The sequence below is a fragment of the Streptomyces sp. NPDC031474 genome (genome assembly GCF_055581185.1).
The window spans coordinates 145,451-160,861 of record NZ_JBVIJX010000014.1 but is presented as its reverse complement, the minus strand read 5'-3'; the positions used below and the strand labels follow the sequence as shown (position 1 = coordinate 160,861).

At 70.2% G+C, this 15,411-nt stretch carries 12 protein-coding genes and 1 pseudogene; 8 read left to right on the top strand and 5 right to left on the bottom strand.

The window, feature by feature from the left end; genetic code table 11:
• Positions 1-142: 142 nt before the first annotated feature.
• Positions 143-1,150: a DUF2278 family protein gene (locus ACZ5SK_RS29375; protein WP_334580365.1), complete on the top strand. Its 1,008-nt coding sequence runs from the start codon at positions 143-145 to the stop codon at positions 1,148-1,150.
• Positions 1,151-1,472: 322 nt separating this feature from the next.
• On the opposite strand, the gene ACZ5SK_RS29370 is transcribed toward ACZ5SK_RS29375, so the two are convergent.
• Together ACZ5SK_RS29370 and ACZ5SK_RS29365 are read right to left on the bottom strand one after the other, a co-directional pair.
• Positions 1,473-1,766 carry a putative quinol monooxygenase gene (locus ACZ5SK_RS29370; RefSeq protein ID WP_334580364.1) on the bottom strand — a complete coding sequence of 98 codons (294 nt, stop codon included), beginning with the start codon at positions 1,764-1,766 and terminating at the stop codon, positions 1,473-1,475.
• Positions 1,767-1,944: 178 nt separating this feature from the next.
• Entirely contained in the window at positions 1,945-2,907 is a 963-nt protein-coding gene (locus ACZ5SK_RS29365) for a carbohydrate kinase family protein (RefSeq protein ID WP_334580363.1), read from the bottom strand.
• Positions 2,908-3,212: 305 nt separating this feature from the next.
• On the opposite strand from ACZ5SK_RS29365, the gene ACZ5SK_RS29360 reads away from it, so the two are divergent.
• The 4 genes from ACZ5SK_RS29360 to ACZ5SK_RS29345 all read left to right on the top strand — a co-directional run bounded on the left by ACZ5SK_RS29360 (position 3,213) and on the right by ACZ5SK_RS29345 (position 7,657).
• Positions 3,213-4,229 (top strand): substrate-binding domain-containing protein, encoded by a 1,017-nt coding sequence (locus ACZ5SK_RS29360; protein ID WP_468576702.1) that lies wholly within the window; start codon positions 3,213-3,215, stop codon positions 4,227-4,229.
• 455 nt (positions 4,230-4,684) lie between these two features.
• A complete protein-coding gene (locus ACZ5SK_RS29355; RefSeq protein WP_361703343.1) occupies positions 4,685-5,698 on the top strand; it encodes an ABC transporter permease in 1,014 nt (337 codons plus the stop codon).
• On the top strand, positions 5,695-6,531 hold the full coding sequence (locus ACZ5SK_RS29350; RefSeq protein ID WP_079662531.1) for an ATP-binding cassette domain-containing protein: 837 nt from the start codon (positions 5,695-5,697) through the stop codon (positions 6,529-6,531). Before ACZ5SK_RS29355 ends, ACZ5SK_RS29350 begins: the two co-directional genes overlap by 4 nt.
• Before the next feature lie 76 nt (positions 6,532-6,607).
• Positions 6,608-7,657 (top strand): LacI family DNA-binding transcriptional regulator, encoded by a 1,050-nt coding sequence (locus tag ACZ5SK_RS29345; RefSeq protein WP_468576701.1) that lies wholly within the window; start codon positions 6,608-6,610, stop codon positions 7,655-7,657.
• Between the two features lie 217 nt (positions 7,658-7,874).
• Here ACZ5SK_RS29345 and ACZ5SK_RS29340 read toward each other — a convergent pair.
• Positions 7,875-8,465 (bottom strand): annotated as a pseudogene (locus tag ACZ5SK_RS29340) (RNA-guided endonuclease TnpB family protein); the annotation flags it as partial.
• Between the two features lie 4 nt (positions 8,466-8,469).
• Positions 8,470-9,564, bottom strand: a complete 1,095-nt coding sequence (locus ACZ5SK_RS29335) for an alpha/beta hydrolase family protein (protein WP_334580358.1) — start codon at positions 9,562-9,564, stop codon at positions 8,470-8,472.
• Positions 9,565-10,050: 486 nt separating this feature from the next.
• On the opposite strand from ACZ5SK_RS29335, the gene ACZ5SK_RS29330 reads away from it, so the two are divergent.
• The gene (locus tag ACZ5SK_RS29330; RefSeq protein WP_334580357.1) at positions 10,051-10,416 is read left to right on the top strand and encodes a hypothetical protein; all 366 of its coding nucleotides are present in this window, start codon (positions 10,051-10,053) and stop codon (positions 10,414-10,416) included.
• Positions 10,417-10,694: 278 nt separating this feature from the next.
• Here the strand turns inward: ACZ5SK_RS29330 and ACZ5SK_RS29325 are convergent, their stop codons facing one another.
• The gene (locus tag ACZ5SK_RS29325; RefSeq protein WP_334580356.1) at positions 10,695-11,558 is read right to left on the bottom strand and encodes a hypothetical protein; all 864 of its coding nucleotides are present in this window, start codon (positions 11,556-11,558) and stop codon (positions 10,695-10,697) included.
• A gap of 306 nt (positions 11,559-11,864) precedes the next feature.
• Between ACZ5SK_RS29325 and ACZ5SK_RS29320 the strand changes: the two genes are divergently transcribed.
• Positions 11,865-12,746 carry a LysR family transcriptional regulator gene (locus tag ACZ5SK_RS29320; protein ID WP_334580355.1) on the top strand — a complete coding sequence of 294 codons (882 nt, stop codon included), beginning with the start codon at positions 11,865-11,867 and terminating at the stop codon, positions 12,744-12,746.
• Positions 12,747-13,011: 265 nt separating this feature from the next.
• Positions 13,012-15,372 (top strand): arylsulfatase, encoded by a 2,361-nt coding sequence (locus ACZ5SK_RS29315; RefSeq protein ID WP_334580353.1) that lies wholly within the window; start codon positions 13,012-13,014, stop codon positions 15,370-15,372.
• The last annotated feature ends 39 nt before the right edge of the window (positions 15,373-15,411 follow it).

Here is a 15,411-nt window from a genome sequence, read left to right as displayed (position 1 = left end):
GCGAGGGGCCCCTTGCCCGGGAAGCGGTCCGGGCGGGTGAACATCGGGCGCTGCGCCGTCCCACCGGGCAGGGCCGGGGATAACACCAGGAGGGAGCGGCGGTCGGCAAGGGCCGCCGGCACCCCGATCCGGAGGATGAGTCATGCCGTTGAACAGATACGGGGTGCTGGCCGCCCGCGCCGTGGACCGGCGCCGGGAGGGGTCCAGTGACACCCCGCACTACCAGATCCACCTCACCGACGAGGCCGGCACCCACTACCGGGCCGCGGTCAACGTCGAGTCCCAGCAGGCTCCCTCGGAGCTGCTCTACGTGGCCGACGACGACTTCCGACACCCGCTGACGGAGCTGCTGCCACCCGCGGGGAGCGGATGGACCGACCTGCCGTCGCAGCCGGGCACCGCCAGCCTGGACTTCATCCGTGGCAACCTCTTCGACCCCGCCTCGATGCGGACCCTCCCGCCCGATCTCGTGGGCGCCGACAACGACCTGGCCGACCTGCTCGACCACTATGTGCAGCGGGCCATCGCCGACCCCACCGCCGCCGTCTACGCCTTCGGGCAACGGTGGGGGCCCGAGGAGGGCGCGGACGACAAGGTGTTCGGGTTCCGGACCGGCAACGGCGTCCACGACATCCATATGAACCAGGGCAGCAGCGGGCGCTTCCGCTCCGACAACGGAGTCTTTCAGGACGGAGCCCTGCTGCTGCGTCTGCCCGCCGAAAACCGCTGGGTCGCCGTCTTCCTGGCCTTCCAGTCCCAGGCCTGGCACACCGACGACACCACCGGACACCCCATCGTCACCGCGCCGCACCGCCCCGGCCACCACGAGGAGCCGGTGCGGATCATGGCCGCGCTGGTCAATCCCGTCGGCCCCGAGCCGGAGGCCGAGACCATCACCGTCCTCAACGCCTCCCCCGCCCCGGTCGACCTCCGCGGGTGGCTCCTCGCCGACCAGAACCAGCAGACCCTCCCGCTGCCCACCGGCCCGCTCCCGCCCGGCGCCACCCTCACCGTCCCGGCCGGCAACGGATTCCACCTCGGCAACCGCGGCGGCACCATCACCCTCCTCAGCCCCGACGGCCTCAAGGTCCACGGCGTCTCCTACACCGCACAACAGGCCCAGCGCGAGGGCCGATCCATCACCTTCTGACGCCCCGTCGGCGCCCAGCTGGGCGCCGCCCGCGTGTCCTGATCCACCGTGGAGGACCCGCGTCCGGCCGTCCGAGTCCGGCGCGCCGGATCAGCGGCCGGGCAGCGGGCGGACGGTGAGGATCTGCTGCGCGTGCCCCACGGGGCCGCCGATGTCGACCCCGTGGCCGTGGGCCGCTCGTTCGAGGTGCTCATCGACCCTACGAGACCTTCCTCAGCCGGCGCGTCATGACCATCCCGCGGATCAAGAACATCACCTCGCACTTCACGATGAAAGCGGTGAAGACGAGCTGACGGGCCGGACTGGCGGACGGTCTGACGGGTCATGCCAGCGGGTCGAGGAACGTCAGTACGGAGGCGTCCTCCTCGATCAGCGGGACGAGGGCGGCGTTGAACGGGCCGCCGTACGGGGCGTTCAGGTGCGCCTGGAAGGCGTCCTCGTCCCGGTACACCTCGAAGATCCAGAAGGCGCGCGGGTGGGCCGCCTTGGTGTAGACGTCGAAGGCGATGTTGCCCTCTTCCTCGCGCACCTTCAGGGCGTAGTCGCCGATCATGCGGGCGACCTCGTCCTGTGCTCCCTCACGGGCGGTGAACTCGGCGAGCAGGGTCTTCTTCACGGTCTCGTGTCCTTCTCGGTCGTGACGAGCCAGGTCGATGTCATCGTTGACTTGTGTCATCGATGACATCGAGTCGCCCGATGATGGACGCAACCCGGCCGACGCGTCAACGGTTCGGGCGGGACCGCCCGGCTCGAACCGCCCGGCACGAACCGCCCGGCACGAACCGCCCGCCCCGTCAGACGCCGCCGGCGATCGTGAGCTCCTCCAGCTGGTCGCGCCACGGCGGGTTGGGGCCGGCGACGGAGCAGGTCAGGGCCGCGACCCGGGCGCCGAACCGGCAGGCTTCCGCGACGTCGTCGAGGCGCACTTCCGTCAGCCGCCCGCCGAGGAGTCCGCGGGCGCCGAGGCGGTGCAGCAGTCCGGCGGTGAAGGAGTCGCCCGCGCCGACCGTGTCGACGACCCGGGTGGCCACCGCGGGCACCTGCACCCGTTCGCCGTCGAGCGAGGCCAGGGCGCCGTCGGCGCCCCGCGTGATCACGACGAGCCGCGCCCCGGCCGCGTGCCAGCTGTCGCACGCCTCCTCGGGCGAGACGCCCGGCAGCAGCAGCGCCAGGTCGTCCTCGCTCAGCCGCAGGATGTCGGCGAGAGCGCACCAGCGCGCCAGCCGGGCGCGGTAGACCTCGGGGCGCACCAGCAGCGGCCGGACGTTGGGATCGATGCTGACGGTGGCCCCCGGAGCCGCTGCCGCCAGGAACTCCTCCACCACCGGCCCGCCGGGCTCGCGGACCAGCGCCAGGGAACCGGTGTGCACACAGGCCGATTCGGACAGATCCACCCGCGCCAGTTCCTCGGCCGTCCACTGCCAGTCGGCCGTGTTCTGCGCGTGGAACGAGAACTGGGCCTGCCCGTCGGCGTCCAGCTCCGCCACGGCCAGTGTGCTGGGCTCGGCGGCGGCGACGGCGTACGACAGGTCGACGCCGGACGCGTCCAGGTGGGCCCGGAACAGGCGGCCGAAGACGTCGCCGGACAGGCGCGCGAGGAAGCGGGCCGGCGTGCCGAGCCGGGCCAGGGACACCGCCGTGTTCGCAGGTCCGCCGCCCGGCAGCACCCTCAGGGCGAGTTCATTGGAGGCGTCCGCCGGTTCGGTGAAGGCGTCCGCGACGCACTCTCCCAGGACGGTGATCTGACGCGGGCTCATGTGCTGCTCCCTCTCGGAAGGGCTCGGAAGGCTCGGAACGGACCGGGTGCACCGGATGGACGGATGGACCGGATGGGCCGGACAACAGGGCGGCGCGGCGACACCGGCGGTGACCGGCCGCGCGGAGTCGGTGGCTACGGACGTTGCCGATTTGTGACGAGTGGAAGGCATTGACGTTGCCGGGATCCGGAGTCCATCATCCTCGCCAGGCAGTGTCAACGATGACATAAGTCAACGATGACACCCCGGGGCGGCAACGCTCTGATCCCAACCCCGTGCCGCCCGCTATCCCACAGGAGTCGATCATGTCTCGCACCACTCGCCTGTCCTCCTCCCTCCTCAGAGCCGCAGCGGTCACGGGCGTCGCGGCACTCACCCTGACGGCCTGCGGGTCCGGCTCCGGTTCGGGCTCCTCGAGCACCGGCTCGGGCGAGGTCAAGGTCGGTCTGATCACCAAGACCGACACCAACCCGTTCTTCGTGAAGATGAAGGAGGGCGCGGAGAAGGCCGCCAAGGAGAACGGCGTCCAACTCTCCACCGCGGCAGGCAAGTTCGACGGCGACAACGCCGGGCAGGTCACCGCCATCGAGAACATGGTCGCCGCCGGGGTGAAGGGCATCCTGATCACCCCCAGCGACTCCAAGGCGATCGTGCCCGCGATCGAGAAGGCGAAGGCCAAGGGTGTCCTGGTCATCGCCCTGGACACGCCGACCGAGCCGCAGAGCGCGGTCGACGCCCTCTTCGCCACCGACAACCTCAAGGCCGGCGAGCTGATCGGCGAGTACGCCAAGGCCGCCATGAAGGGCAAGACGGCGAAGATAGCCGCTCTCGACCTGGCGCCGGGCGTCTCCGTGGGCGTCCAGCGGCACGACGGTTTCCTGAAGGGCTTCGGCGCCACCGACAAGGACGTCGTCTGCGCCCAGGACACCGGCGGTGACCAGGCCAAGGGTCAGACCGCGATGGAGAACTGTCTTCAGAAGTCGCCCGACATCAACGTCGTCTACACCATCAACGAGCCGGCCGCGCTGGGCGCGTACACCGCGCTGAAGGCCAAGGGCCGGGAGAAGGACGTGCTGATCGTCTCCGTCGACGGCGGCTGCACCGGCACCCAGGCCGTCAAGGACGGCAAGATCGCGGCGACCTCGCAGCAGTATCCCCTGAAGATGGCCGCCGAGGGCGTCAACGCCGTCGTGACGTACGCCAAGAGCGGCAAAAAGGCGTCCGGTTACACCGACACCGGCGTCACGCTGATCACCGACAAGGCGCAGGCCGGGGTCACGTCGAAGGACACCGCCTTCGGCCTGGAGAACTGCTGGGGCTAGGGCCTGTCCGGCGGATCATGCCGCAGACGTGGGGCTTGGCACGCACATCTGCGGCGTTGTCGTCGGTTGCCGACGCTCCGCGTCGACGCCCTCCTCCGCCTTGCAGCTGCACGCACCAAGCCCCACTCGCCAGCGTCGATGAGGCACCGCCCGTTTCCTGCGACCTGATCCGCCGGACAGGCCCAGGGCGTGTTTCGCCCCGGGCGCTCGGCGGGATGTGCCGCGACATGCCGTCGTTCTTCCGCGGCGCCGTCGTGGCCGGTCGCGCCCGCGCGGCGGAGCCGCATGTTCGGCACAGCCCCGCACCCCTACAGGGCGCTGCCGAACCGCCGCCCGACCGCCTTGGACGCCCCCAAGGACCGTACGAAACGTCTCTCCCTCTCAGCGGGGCGGCCGCCCCGACTTCTCCCCGACCCGGGGCCGGCCGCCCCCTTGTCTTCCGACAAGGACTTCGCATGACAGCCACGACCACGCCCCCGAGCACGTCCTCGCCCTATGCCGAGCTCAAAGCGCCGTCCACGGCCCGCAGACTGCTGACCGCGCCGACCACCGGCCCCCTGGTCGCCCTCCTCCTGGCCTGCGCCTTCTTCTCCTTCTCCTCCGACCAGTTCCTGACCGGCGGGAACTTCTCGCTGATCGTGCAGCAGGTCATGGTCGTGGGCACCCTCGCCATCGGACAGACCCTGATCATCCTCACCGCGGGCATCGACCTGTCGTGCGGCGCCGTGATGGCCTTCGGCAGCATCGTGATCGCCAAGATGGCCGCCGAGGGCTCCCTGCCCCCGCTGCTCGCCATCGCCCTGGGCATCGCCGTCTGCGGCGGCTTCGGACTGCTCAACGGGCTGCTGGTGCAGAAGATCCCGCTGCCGCCGTTCATCGTCACCCTCGGCATGCTCAACGTGGCGTTCGCGCTGACCCACATCTACTCCGCGGAGCAGACGGTCACCAGCCTGCCCGGCCCGCTGACGGCCCTCGGGGAGACCTTCCCGCTGGGCCACACGGACATCACCTACGGCTCCCTGGTCACCATCGCCCTGTTCCTCCTCCTCGCCTACACCCTCAGCAGCACCGGCTGGGGCCGGCACGTCTACGCCCTGGGCAACAGCGCCGAGGCCGCCCGCCTCAACGGCATCCGCACCTCCCGCCTCACCATCGGCATCTACACCGTGGCCGGACTGCTGTACGGCATCGCCGCCCTGCTGCTCATCTCCCGCACCGGAGTCGGCGACCCGCAGGCCGGGCAGACCGACAACCTCGACAGCATCACCGCGGTGGTCCTCGGCGGCACCAGCCTCTTCGGCGGCCGCGGCTCGGTCCTGGGCACCTTCATCGGCGTCCTCATCGTCGGCGTGTTCCGCAACGGCCTGCAGTTGATGGGCGTCGCCTCCATCTACCAGACCCTGATCACCGGCGTCCTGGTGATCCTCGCGGTGACCGTCGACCAGATCTCCCGGAAGAAGGCCCGATGACCGCCACCTCCTCCCCCACGCCCGTGCTGCAGGCCCGCGGTCTGGTCAAGCGCTACGGTCACGTCACCGCCATCGACGGCGCCGACTTCGACCTGCTGCCCGGCGAGGTCCTCGCCGTCATCGGCGACAACGGCGCCGGCAAGACCAGCCTGATCAAGGCGCTCACCGGCGCGGTGGTCCCGGACGCCGGCGAGATCCGGCTCAACGGCGAGCCCATCACCTTCTCCGGTCCGCAGAGCGCCCGCGCCCACGGCATCGAGACGGTGTATCAGGACCTCGCCGTGGCCGCCTCCATGGACATCGCCTCCAACGTGTTCCTCGGGCGCGAGCTGCGCCGGCCGGGCGTCCTCGGCAGTGTCTTCCGCATGCTGGACAAGAAGCGCATGCGTCAGGAGGCCGCCGAGCACATGGCCGACCTGAAGATCGGGCTGCGCTCGCTGACGCAGTCGGTGGAGACGCTCTCCGGCGGACAGCGCCAGGCCGTCGCGGTCGCCCGCTCCGTCGCATGGGCCCGCAGCGTCGTCGTCATGGACGAACCGACCGCCGCCCTCGGCGTGAAGGAGTCCGGCCAGGTGCTGGACCTCATCCGCCGCGTCCGCGACCAGGGCATGCCGGTCGTGCTGATCAGCCACAACATGCCCCATGTCTTCGAGATCGCCGACCGGATCCACGTCCACCGGCTGGGCCGGCGCGCCGCCCTGATCAAGCCGTCCGACTACTCCATGGCCGAGGTGGTCGCCATCATGACCGGGGCGCTCAGCATCGACGAGGCCGGAGATACTGTCGTAGCGGATTCGGAGGCCGCGAAGGCCGCCGGAGTCCAGGCCACCTGACAGCACAACCCGACTCTCGCAGTTTCCGGCCGAGGCCGCGGCCGGAACCGAGAGCCCTCAGGAGACGGTTTCCTCCATGGCAGCGAACCGCCGCCCTACCCTGGCCGACGTCGCCCGCGAAGTCGGCGTCAGCGCCAAGACGGTGTCCCGAGTCCTCAACGAGGACGGACCCGCCTCCGCGCAGACGAGGGAACAGGTGCTGGCCGCAGTGGCCAAGCTCGGCTTCCAGCCGAACCTCATGGCCCGCAACATCCGCGTCGGCGGCCCGGACACCACCATCGGCCTGGTCATTCCCGACCTCGCCAACCCCTTCTTCGGGGCCGTGGCCCGCGCCATCGAGGACACCGTCCGCGAACGCGGACTGACCCTGCTGATGGGCTCCTCGGCGGACGACCCGGCACGTGAACGCGCCCTGACGGACAAGTTCCTCGCCCGCCGCGTCAGCATGCTGATGGTCGTCCCGTCCGTCGGCGCCGACCACTCCCACCTGAAGCCCCACCGTACGGCGGGACTTCCCGTGATCTTCCTCGACCGACCCGGGGTCGGTCTCGTCACGGACAGCATCGTCAGCTCCAACCGTGCCGGAGCCCACGACGGCGTCGCCCATCTCGTCGCGCACGGACACCGGCGCATCGGCTTCGTCGGTGATCTGCCCCCGAAGCTGTACACCCGCCGGGAGCGGCTGGCCGGCTACCGCTCGGCGCTCCAGGAGGCCGACATCCCCTACGACCGCTCGCTCGTCACCAACGCCCACGACCAGCAGGGCGCCGAGACCGCGACCGCCCAACTCCTCGGCCTGGCCGATCCGCCGACCGCCCTGTTCGCCGGGAACAACATCATGGCGCTGGGCATAGTCGCCGAACTGGCCCGCAGCAGGCGCAAGCACGTGGCGCTCGTCTCCTTCGACGACGTGTCGCTCGCCGAGGCGCTCGAGCCGGCTCTGACGGTCGTCGCCCAGGACGCGGAGGCACTCGGCAGGGCCGCCGCGACGACCGCGCTGACCCGGCTCGACGGCGACCGCTCCCGCGCCCGTACCCTCACCGTCCCCACCCGTCTGATCGTCCGAGGCTCGGGCGAGCTTCCCGTCCCCGCGCCGCAGGAGGCGCTTCAGGAGGCGCTGACCTGAGCGGCGCAGGGGGCGGCGGTCCACGCGGGCTCCGGGGCTCGCGGTGAAGTCCCGGGGCTCGAGGTGCAGGAGAACCCTGGTTTCCATAGTGTGTTAATCGCAGTTTTTCCGGGGTGTTTGTCTCCCCCGGCGGGGGGTGTGGCGACAGTCACCCGTCACCGCATGAATCACCGCACCGTCAGGAGACGTGATGGCCTCCCTTGACGTGCTCCCTGGCCTAAAGTCCAGGGATTCCGGCCTGAGTCGTCTGTCCCTTCCGGGGGCTTCCTGCTTCAACGCGCTGTGCGGGCACGTGTGCCCGTCTTACCGGCGCTCCACAGGCGTTTGGCGTCTCCACCCGTCCGGTGGCGACGATTCGGCGTCCTTCGAAGAGGACGTTGCGTGCTGCGTTGTGGTCGCGGTCGTGCACGGTGCCGCATACGCTGCACGTCCATTCCCGGACGTGCAGGGGCTTGGGGCCGTCCCTGAATCCGCAGGCCGAGCAGACCTGAGAGGACGGGAAGGCGCGGTCCACCTTGGCGAAGGTGCGGCCGTGCAGAGCCGCCTTGTACTCCAGCATGCCGACGAACGCGGACCATCCCGCATCGTGCACGGACTTGGCGAGCCGGGTACGCCCGAGACCGGACACCGCGAGGCTTTCCACGTACACCGCTTGGTTGTCGCGAATGATCTGTGTGGATGCCTTGTGGTGGAAGTCCCGGCGCCGGTCCGTCACCTTGGCGTGCTGGCGTGCGACCTTGATACGGGCCTTGGCCCGGTTCTTCGATCCCTTGGCCTTGCGCGACAGCTCCCGCTGATTTCGGCGCACCACACTAGTTCTGGAAGAGTACTTCCGGATTGTTCGGCGAGGGGCCGTCCAGCAGCGGACTGTGGATCCTCTTCAGCGTCTGGTCGAAGAACGCTGTCACGTACTCGCGGGTGATCATCACCCCGCGTTCCGGGGAGAGGGGCGGCGTCGGGAACCCGGCCTCCTCCAGAAGCAGGTCCAGGTCGCTGAAGCTGAAGTGGTCGGCGCCGGCGACCGTCAGCCACTTCTTGTAGCCGCCGAGGGCGGCCCAGGTCTGCCCCCACGTGGTGTCGTGGCCGCCGACCGGGTGGTTGTCGGCCGCACCCAGCATGAGGAACGGCCGGTTGATCTGGCCGGGCATCGGGGCCGGGTGGAAGGCGCCGTCCATGTTCACTCCGGCCCGTACTCGCGGGTCGGCGATCATCGTGGCGGCCGCCGCCGCTCCGCCGAGGGAGTGTCCGGCCATGCCGATCTCGTGCTTGTCGATGAGGTGTGCCAGGCGCCACGCGGTATTGCCATGCGTCAACTGGTCGATCACGAAGGACACGTCCAGTGCGCGGCTGGCGGCGACGGAGTCGAAGTCGAGCGCCGGGTCATCGCAGATCGCGCACGGCGGCGTCTGGCCGTTCGCCAGCGTCTCGCCGCTGTCCTCGTAGGTGTGGCCGACGAGCGCGACGACGTAGCCGTGACTGGCCAGGTCGGTCGCGAGTGAGGTGAGCACCATGCGCGGGTCCTCGTACGCGGGTGAGAGGACCGCCAGCGGATACTTGCCCCTCTGCGGCCGCGCGCCGTCGAAGGCGTGAGTGGTGACGCTGGAAAGGTTCTGCGGGGTGACGCCGGAGCTCGCCGGCAACTTCCGGCGCTGGAGGGATCCGGCTGCCTCGGCGAGGGTCATATAAGGGGCCGGAGTCCCGGTCCCGGGGACGGCCGGGTAGACCATCGTGACGGTCAGTTGGCGGGGGCCGGATGACGGCACCCACGGGTCGGGACGGCTCGCGTCGGTGAGGTGGATGACGTCCTCGCCGGCGGCGTAGGGGCCGATCGGCGCGGGGAGCGTGCCTTGGAAGGACCGCGTGTGTGCGGTGGCCGTGGCCGGTGCGGTGTCTGCCGGCGTGCTCACCCGCTGAGCGGATACCAACCCTCCGCGATCGCTTCGGGGCACCGCCCCCGCCGAGGCGGCTCCGGCCGTCACCGTCGTAGCGGCCAGGCCGGCCAGGACCATCCCGGTGCTCAGCCAACGAAACGCGGAACGTGAACTGCGTTCTGGGTATGGGGAATTCATGTCGCCGACGCTACGTACGACCGCACCCGCCTACAGCCCGGTCAGCAGGTGCATCCGCCCTGGGGCAATCCCTACCACCATCCCGGGTGCGCGCCTGACGAACCTCCCGTCAACCCCCGAAGGACTTCCGGAGCCGACCACTAAGGTGCACGTCAGAGCAGCCTTGAGATGCATTCATCCCCGGCGTGAACGACTCCGTTGGGAAAGGCGTGATTCGAGCAGTGCCGTGTCGTTCGTCTTGTCGATGGCACATTCCCCAACGGAGTCGTTCACGCCGGGGCTTTCTGCAAGACTCCCGGTAAAGCCGTCGCTCGGGCTGTCCCGGTGTACGCGTTCGCCGGCATCCGCATCGTCAACGGGGCCGCCGGACTGCTCGCACCCGAACTGCTCATCCGGCGCCTCGACCCCGACCGTGAGCCGCCCAGTCCGGCGGCCGTGTACGCGTTCCGGCTCGGGATCCGTACGATCCTGCTCGGCCTCGATCTGCTGACCCACCGCGACGAGCGGTTGCGGGAGAGCCTGCGCGACGGCGTCCTGATCCACGGCAGTGACACCGCGACGGCGGCCACGCTGGGTCTGAGCGGCCGGGTCGCGCCGCGTACCGCGGCGCTGACCACGCTGATCTCGGCCACCAACACGGTCCTGGCCGGCGTCGCGCTCGCCAACCCGGTGAAGGGGAAGCCGACATGACGGAGAAGCCGCACCACGGCGGGGGCCCGCTCGGCCTGGACAGCGTGTACAGCCGGCTGCTCGTCGGCGGGCTAGGGCCTGTCCGGCGGATCATGCCGCAGACGCGGGGGATGGCACGCCCTCCTGCGACTTGATCCGCCGGACAGGCCCTAAGCGCCCGGACAACGTGGCGGACCGAACGTGGTGCAGGTCCGCGACATCCACGGCGGCCTGACGATGGAGTGACCGTACGTCCGGGTCACGTCCACGCCGCCGGCCTGCCGGTCCGGCCGGTTGTCTCACTCGTCCTCTCCGGCGTTCCTGCTCGGCAGGAACGTCTGGCGTGCCCAGAGGCCGAGCAGCGCCGTCCCGCCGACCCACAGCGGCACGGGGTCGCTGGCAAGAGGCGCCAACGCGTATCCCAGCGCCGTCACCGTGCACACGGTCAGGGGAATGAACGCCGCGGCGCCTTCCATCCCGGACCGCAGCGCCGGCCGGCCGGCGCCCAGGACGCTCGCCCCGCCGGGCACCCAGGCGGCGACTGCGACGATCAGCAGTCCTGCGGTGTCGCAGCCGTCTGCCAGCAGGGACGTCCCCTCGGGGCCGTGCGGTCCGACCATCCACAGTCGCACGGTGTCGCCGATCAGCATGAGGGACAGTCCGACGATCGTCACCCACACCGTGGCCTGCTGGTCGCTCCGTACGAGGCGGCGCAGGGCGAGCAGAAAACTGAGGAACACGACTTCCGCAGTCCACAGGACGCCCACCATCCCCGTCTCGGGCCGCCAGCCGTCACCGGCCCTCCCCAGGAGCACCCATCCCGAAAGGAACACGGCCCCGGTCGTGACGGTCCCGTCCAGCAGGCGCCGCAGCCACGCGTGCCTACCGGTGCCGGCATCGGCCGCGACCACCAGACCGGCCATCCCCAACCCGACGGCGACCGTCACTCCGGTGACCACCGCCAGACCGACCAGGCTTCGTGAGTCCAGCCCCGGTGCCGGTCGATCCGACAGGACGGCGATCGCGCCCCGGTAGACCCCGCCGGCGGCCGCGGAACCCGCCAACAGCAGCAGCCGTGTCCGTACCCGTCCGCACGCGCCCCCGACCCGGATCAGCAGGGAGACCGTCAGCACCCAGCAGCCGACGGACGGTCCGATCGACATCATCCGCACCGCCCGGCGCTCGCCCGCCCACCACCCTGGGCGGCCCTGGTCCAACGGCAGCCACTCGTCCGGACTCCGAGCAGGTCCGGCGCCTTCCCCAACCTCAGCATGACGCCGACCGTACGAGACTCACCACCGCCGCCGAGCGGAAAGCCGGATGATTCACTCGGGCTGTGGATGTCGGCCGCGGGAAGGTTTGCCTTTCCACCGGGCGGAGCAGGTGTGTGCGGTCCGTCGGGTCGAATCGGCGCCGCGCGGCTCTCCGATCGGCCGGTGACAGCGTGTGCCGAGTTTTACGGAGACCCGATGGAACGACGTCAGCTGGAATACTTCATCGCCGTGGTCGAGCACGGCGGATTCACAGCCGCGGCCATTGCGCTTCATGTCGCCCAGCCCTCGCTGTCCCATGCGATCCGCACCCTGGAGCGGGAATTCGGCGGAAAACTGTTTCACCGCCTGCCGCACGGCGTCGTACTCACCGCGGCGGGCGAGGCGCTGGTCCAGCCGGCGCGGCAGGTCCTGCGCGACCTGTCCACGGCCCGTTCCCTGGTCTGTGAAGTCCTCGGGCTGAGCGGCGGCCGGCTCGACATCGTGTCCCAGACGACCCTTTCGGTCGATCCGCTCGCCGGCCTGCTGGGGCGTTTCCATCGCGCGCATCCGAAGGTCTCCGTGCGCGTGGTCGACCCGGAGCAGGGCCCTGCGGTGGCGCACATGGTGGCGGCCGGTCAGTGTGAACTCGGCCTGGTGGACGCCTCGGTGCCCACGGCGGAGCTCCACGGTATCGACCTGCCGGAGCAGGAGATGCACATCGTGCTGCCCCCGGACCACCCGTATCCGCCGGGCGACACCATCACCTCGCGCGAACTGGCCGCACTGGACCTGATCGTGACCCCGCCGGGCACCGAAACCCGGGCGGCGGTGGACGACGTGTGCACCGCGCTGGGCGTCGCGCCGCGGATCGTGGTGGAGACCGCGCACCGCGCGATGATCGTGCCGCTGATCCTGTCCGGCGTGGGCGCCTCACTGCTGCCCGCCTCCATGGCCCGGGACGCCGCGCTGCGCGGGGCCCGCATGCTGTCCAACCGTCCGCGGCTGCTGCGCCACGGCCGGCTGGTGTGGCGGTCGGGCCCGCTGTCCCCCGCCGCCCAGGCGTTCGTGGACCTCACGGCCGCACCCGCCCTGGACTGACGCCGGGACGCCGGGCACGCCGGAGACCGGCACCCCCAGCGGGCATAGAAAATTTCTACCGCCTTCATTCAAAACCGGTTCCGGGGGATTCAAGGCGCCTTGTTGACCGGCGTCAGCGGTGACTGACACCTTTACCGCACCGCAGGCACGGGGTTTCCCGGACCGCTGAAGTGCAGCCGCATTACGCCGGCAATTCGGCCTTGCCAAGAACGTGTGACATTTCCCCGCCGGCCACCGTGGGACGGGCACCGTATCGGAGAAATACATGACTGAGTTCGACGCCGGACGACACATACTCCCGCGGCCGGACACGAGCCGGCCGCCGACCACGGCGATGGACGTCCACGACCAGCAGAGCCCCTTCACCCCCATCGGCCCGGTCCCTCCCCCCGAGGGCGCCCCGAACGTGGTGATCCTGCTGGTCGACGACCTCGGGTTCGGTACGTCCAGTTCGTTCGGCGGCCCGTGCGAGATGCCGACCGCGCAGCGGCTCGCCGAGAACGGGCTGCGCTACACCCGCTTCCATGTGACGGCCCTGTGCTCGCCGACCCGGCAGGCCCTGCTGACCGGCCGCAACCATCACTCGGTGGGCATGGGCGGTACCACCGAGATGACCACCGCGGCCCCCGGCTACAACGGATTCCGGCCGCGCAGCGCGGCGACCATGGCCCAGATCCTGCAAGGCAACGGCTACAGCACGGCCGCCTTCGGCAAATGGCACCAGACCCCGCCGCGGGAGATCAGCGCGGTGGGGCCGTTCGACCGCTGGCCGACCGGGGAAGGGTTCGACACGTTCTACGGGTTCATGGGCGCCGAGATGAACCACTGGTATCCGTTGCTGTACCAGGGCACGACCCCGGTCGAACCGGATCGCCGGCCCGAGGACGGCTACCACCTCTCCGAGGACCTCGTCGACCACGCCATCGACTGGGTCCGCACCCAGCGCACGCTGACCCCGGGCCGTCCGTTCTTCACCTACCTCGCGCTCGGCGCCGCGCACGCGCCCCTGCACGTGGGCCGGGAGTGGAGGGACAAGTACCGCGGCCGCTTCGACCACGGCTGGGACCGTCAGCGCGAACTGACCCTGGAGCGGCAGAAGGAACTCGGCGTCGTGCCCCGGGACGCGGAACTCGCGAGCTGGGCGGAGGGCGTTCCGCACTGGGACGAGCTCACCGCCAACCAGCGCCTGCTGTCGGCCAGGTTCATGGAGACGTTCGCCGGGTTCACCGAACACGCCGACGCGCAGGTCGGCAGGTTCATCGACGCGCTCGACGAACTCGGCGAGCTGGACGACACCCTGATCCTCTACATCCTCGGCGACAACGGCGCGTCGGGCGAGGGCGGCATCGAAGGGACGATCGTCGAGCACCGGCTCGGACACGGCGTGGTGGACGACCCGGACGAGATGATCGAGCACCTCGACGAGATCGGCGGCCCGTACAGCTATCCGATCGCCCCGGCGGGATGGGCGCTGGCGCTCAACACCCCCTACCAGTGGACCAAGCAGGTCGCCTCGCACTTCGGCGGCACCCGGGACGGCATGATCCTGCACTGGCCGCGGGGGGTCTTCGAACGCGGCGGACTGCGCCACCAGTTCTCGCATGTGATCGACGTACTGCCGACGATCCTGGACTGTGCGGGGATCCCGGCGCCGTTCAGCGTCGACGGGGTGACGCAGCAGCCCCTGGAGGGGACGAGCATGTGGCGCACGCTGGCCGATCCCCGGGCGCCCGAGTTCCACCGCACGCAGTACTTCGAGATGTGCGGCAACCGGGGCATCTACCACGAGGGGTGGATGGCGGTCACCCGGCACGGCATCCCGTGGGAGATGGTGCCGGACGGGAACCGGCCGTTCGCCGACGACGTCTGGGAGCTCTACGACTTGGACAAGGACTGGAGTCAGGCCCACGACCTGGCCGCCGAACACCCCGACAGACTGCGCCGGCTGCAGGATCTGTTCCTGATCGAAGCGGCCAAGTACCAGGTCTTCCCGCTGGACGACCGTGTCACCGAACGGGAGAACCCCGCCGTGGCCGGACGCATCGATCTGCTCGGCGACCGGACGTCCGTGACCTACGGCGGCGGAATGCGGCGCTTCACGGAGGAGACCACGCCCAACATCAAGAACCGCTCGCACAGCATCACCGCCGACATCGACGTGCCGCGGACGACCGCGCAGGGCGTGCTCATCGCGCAGGGGGGCCGGTTCGGCGGCTGGTCCCTGTACGTCACCGACGGAAGACCGGCCTACGTCTACAACTACTTCGGGATGAGCCTGTACACCGTGCGCGGCGACCGGCCCCTGACACCGGGACGGCACGAGGTGCGGCTGGAGTTCGACTACGACGGCGGAGGGCTCGGCAAGGGCGGGACCGCCGTGCTCCTGGTGGACGGCGAACGGCAGGCCACCGGACGGGTCGAGCAGACCATCCCGTACTACTTCTCGTTCGACGAGACGCTCGACGTCGGAGTGGACCTGAGCACGCCGGTGACCGACGACTACCCCGTCCTCGACAACGAGTTCACGGGAACCGTCCGTACCGTGCGCATCGACCTGGACACGTCGGCCGCCGAACCGTCCGCGTTCGACGGCGGGCTGCACCGGCGCGTCATGGGGGCCCAGTGAGCTGCTGCACGCCGTCTGGCGGCCGGGCGGCGGACCGGC